At 61.8% G+C, this 3,997-nt stretch carries 3 protein-coding genes; 1 reads left to right on the top strand and 2 read right to left on the bottom strand.

All coding sequences use genetic code 11. The features are described 5' to 3' along the window. Positions 1-195 precede the first annotated feature (195 nt). Both NRB20_RS37320 and NRB20_RS37315 read right to left on the bottom strand, forming a co-directional pair. On the bottom strand, positions 196-990 hold the full coding sequence (locus tag NRB20_RS37320) for a CBS domain-containing protein (RefSeq protein WP_194290153.1): 795 nt from the start codon (positions 988-990) through the stop codon (positions 196-198). A gap of 221 nt (positions 991-1,211) precedes the next feature. Then, positions 1,212-3,014: a GmrSD restriction endonuclease domain-containing protein gene (locus tag NRB20_RS37315; RefSeq protein ID WP_319945885.1), complete on the bottom strand. Its 1,803-nt coding sequence runs from the start codon at positions 3,012-3,014 to the stop codon at positions 1,212-1,214. 373 nt (positions 3,015-3,387) lie between these two features. On the opposite strand from NRB20_RS37315, the gene NRB20_RS37310 reads away from it, so the two are divergent. Next, a complete protein-coding gene (locus NRB20_RS37310) occupies positions 3,388-3,942 on the top strand; it encodes a DUF4365 domain-containing protein (RefSeq protein ID WP_194290152.1) in 555 nt (184 codons plus the stop codon). Positions 3,943-3,997: the final 55 nt, after the last annotated feature.

Genomic DNA, 3,997 nt, shown 5'->3' with positions numbered 1-3,997 from the left:
CAAAACCATCACCGGCCACGACCAGATGGAACTGGCGGTGAAGTCCTTCTTCCGGCGCGTCCAGAAGCTACCCGGCCACGTCCGCAGCTACTTCCAGGCCCCACACACCATTTACGCTTCAACCGTTAAGTTCCTGGTCAATAATTGCCTGTGCGGCAATGGATTACAAAGTTGCGACGAATTTGCTCGCCGAGCTCACATCAACTGCTTCAGCAACGATGAGAATTTCCGCAGATGGTCGATATCCTCCGGGGTCGGAGGCGTGGGATCGAAGTGTGCGATGCTGTTCCGGACCGACTTGACCCTCCTGAGATCATTGACGAACATGGCCCGGTCCACGCCGCGCCAGCCGAGGCTTTGCCAGTTGGCTTCTACGGCAGCGGCGTACTTGTCGGATTCTGGATGCAACAGTTTCAGGTAGTCGCCGAACATCAAGCCCGCGATACTGTTCTTGCCCTTCAGTATCGCGCCGATGGCGTTCGCGTCGAGTCGGCTCAGACAGCTGCGTAGTCTGCTCTCGATCTCGCCGAGCAGGTAGTACGGCAGTGCGGTGTCGTGGAAGCGTCTGGTGATATCGGCCGTGGTGATGATTCCGGTCAGGCTGCCGGTGTTGTCCCGCACGAGCAGGTAGCCGTGTTCGTTCAGCCGGGGCAACTCGCGGAACAGGTCCATGTGTTTTTCGACCGTCTCGGCCGGCTCCATGGCGTTCGCGAGTTCGTGAGCGATGCCCGTGCGGAGATACATCGTGGCGACCGAACGCCAGGTCACGATGCCTTTCAACTCGGAAACCCCATCGATGACCGGGATCTGGGACAGCCCCTCGCGCTGCATCATGTGCAGGGCCTTCTGCAGGGTGTCATTCGAGCGGACGGACTTCGCCCGCAGAATGTCCGTCGCGGTTGCGCAGGGCAGGTCGCTGACCAGAAAAGGCCGGTGCGGTAACGCGTCCGACTGGGAGTCGTCCGCGTCGTTCCCGTCATCGTCGGTCACCGTGGCGGGCCCCGGTGGGACAACTTTCATCGTCTCGGTCCGGCGGCAGGTGCTGAACGGGGGATCGGTGGTCAGTCCGACCGATTGCAGTGCCGCATCGATTACCGGCACCGAATGGTAGTTGCGCACTCGAAATCCGAAGAACCGCAGCAACTCCGCGATCGTCTGCTCGGTACCCCCGAGAGCTGCGATGAGTTCCGGTGAGGGGAGTTCGGTCATGGTCATCGCTCCGTCGGCGCGCGGAAGAGGGTGTCCTTGCCCATGGCATCGGTGACGAGTCCGACCAGTTGCCGGGAGCGATCGGCGTAGAATCCGTGGAAGTCGTCGGTGCGCAGTGTCGCCGGGTCGATCAGGTGGGTGGCGATGAAGTCGTCGAACCACTCGTCGCGAGTACCAGATTCGCTGGCCAGGACGGGCAGATAGGAACTCGGTGCCCCGACGATGCTGCGGCTGGCACGATTGGACAGCATCGTCTTGTTCACAATCGAATTCGCGCGCGAAGTCGGAATATTGTTGCGGCTGCACCAGTTCTTCGGGAATACCTGGCGGATGTCCACGGCATTCTGCAGCAGTGATCCCGCGGTCATCGGTTCCTGATTGTAGTACCAGTCGATCGCGCCCTGTTTGACCAGCAGTGCGTAGATTCCCTTGTAGGCGGCGCTGTTTCGAGTGCTGAGGGTATCGAGGCGGTCGTTCAGGAAGATGGCCTCGGCGACCGTATCGGGTATCGGTCCGTCGGCCCGTATCCACTCGACGAGCTGCTCGACATCGCGCGAGAGCCGACTCTCCGTCGATCCGCTGTACATCTCGCCCAGCACACCACACCAGAACCAGCGGGAAATCCGCGCCTCCGCCCCGGGATCGTCCACTGCCTCACCGACGATGGTGTGTGCAACTGCCAGTGGCAGCAGTTGCGGCCGATATGGCAGGTCATCGGAGTGGACGATGCACTGGCGGGTGAGGAATTCGCCGACCCAGGCGAAGGAATCCCGCAATTGCGGAGCGATCCTGTCGAATGCGGTCAGCGGTAGGTTCAGCAGATCGCGTCGCTTGCACGACACCGATGCGGTGAGCCCGGCCTGTTTGCGCTCCCAGGTGTAGGCCAGCGTGACGGCCTGCAGGAAGTCCGAACTCGACAGGCCGTGGTCGATGCCCGCATCCAGCTGACCGAGAACCGGATAGGACGTGGCGAGGTCCTTCTTGATGTCCTGCCACACCTCGGGCAGCCGGTAGTAGTCCGCGTGTTCGGTCTCGTAGTCCCTGTTGCCCGCGTAGGTGGCGGTGAGAAGTTCGAAGACGTTGAGCGGCACACCGTTCGTGTTGACTCGCTCGAAGACCGAACACACCGCGTCCGGGGTCGTGGCGGCTTCCAGCCGGATCATCGGGATCAGGAACGATCGGATGTTGTGCAGGATCGGATCGAAGCCGGCCCACAGCTGCCACCCGTCGGTGACGTTGGTGACGAATTCGCGCATCCACGCATTCACCCGGTCGGCATCGAAGACGATGTGCAGCGGGAAATGCTTGGCGCGGCATTCGGCCGCGGTGTCGCCGAGATCGAGTTCGATCGTGGGACGTTTCGACTTGTCCCGGTAGAAGCGGTCGGGTGGAACCGAGATGATCGACTCGTCACGATCGCCGCCGCTGACGATCGCCCGCTGGATATCGATGTAGTACCAGCGTTCCAGCGCCTTGCCCCGGGCGTCCGAGGTGAGCACGGGTTCGTCCCGGTACAGGCTCTGGAAGAGTGAGGTGAGACGTTGCTGCCCGTCCAGCAGCAGCAGATCGGGGTCGATCGGCCCGGTGGATTCCGATCCGGTGAGCGGGCGCGCGCGAAACTGCGATTTTCCGCCGGTCTCCAAGGTCATGACCACGCCCAGCGGATAGTCCAACGTCACCGTCGCGATCAGCTCCCGGATGCGCTGATCGTCCCACTTCCAATCGCGCTGGAAGTCCGGCAGTTGCATGGCGCCGGAACGAATCTGCTCGAGTACGGTGTGAAGCTTCGGACTGTCGAGTGCCACGACGTGTCCCCCTGGACATCTGGTCGAATGTAGTGTGCTGCGTAATATCTGATACCACAATTGATTTCGCCACGGATGTCAATGCCCGTGCGGACCGGTCGGTAGATATTTGCCTCAGGAACGAAGCGTCCAACGGACCTGCTCGGCCAGTACGGCCCGGGTGGTCGCGGGGTCTGCGAGTCCACCAGCGTGTTCCGGACGTTTCGCGGGTGATCGGGGTTGTGTCGGTGCGAACCGGGCGTCACGTGATGTACTGTGCTGGACAGGGCGGATAGGTTGTTGCCCAAGGGGATTCAATGTTCAGCGCAGGTGATCGAGGAGGGGAACGGCTTACCGTGGTCGGGTCGGGTATATCGGGATGTGGGGAGCCGGGGTGACTCTCGTTGTGTCGCACGAGGTTCCCGATGGGTCCCTGCCGATCAGTGCGATGAAGGAAGAACTGAGTCGGGCGTATGTGCATATGCTGGCCAGTTCCTGCGGCTTGACGGTTGGTGAGTGGTCCCAGGATTACGACTGCACCGATGTCACGCTCAGCTCCAGTGTCGACTACTCCCCGAACATGTACGGTCCGAGCATTGCCGTGCAGCTGAAGTGTTCGGCGCGCAGGCTGATGCGGCGCGACGAGGGGATCGCCTTGGCGCTGGATGCGAGGGCGTACGACCGGATGTCGCGCACCAATCGTTCGAACCCCGCGCTGCTCTGTGTGCTCGCCGTGCCCGTGGAGGTGGGGCGTTGGCTCGAGCTGGGTGCCGATGGACTCCTGGCGCGTAGTCATATGTACTGGCGCTGGGGCCATGAGTTCCCAGCCTTGAAGGACGGGCAGGGTAGTCGGACGGTTCGCCTCCCGAGAGCTAATCCTGAATCCGTGGACGTGGTCGGTGGGGCGGGGTGTGCCGGAATAGGAAAAGTGCCTTCCGAGCTGCGATGATTGATGTTCTCTACGCAACAATCAACAGCAGATCGGGAAGACACTTTCAGTGCGA

This window comes from Nocardia macrotermitis (assembly GCF_009604405.1).
Lineage (GTDB): Bacteria > Actinomycetota > Actinomycetes > Mycobacteriales > Mycobacteriaceae > Nocardia > Nocardia macrotermitis.
Note: the sequence above shows the minus strand (reverse complement) of the source record. Positions and strands in the feature narration are given on the sequence as shown.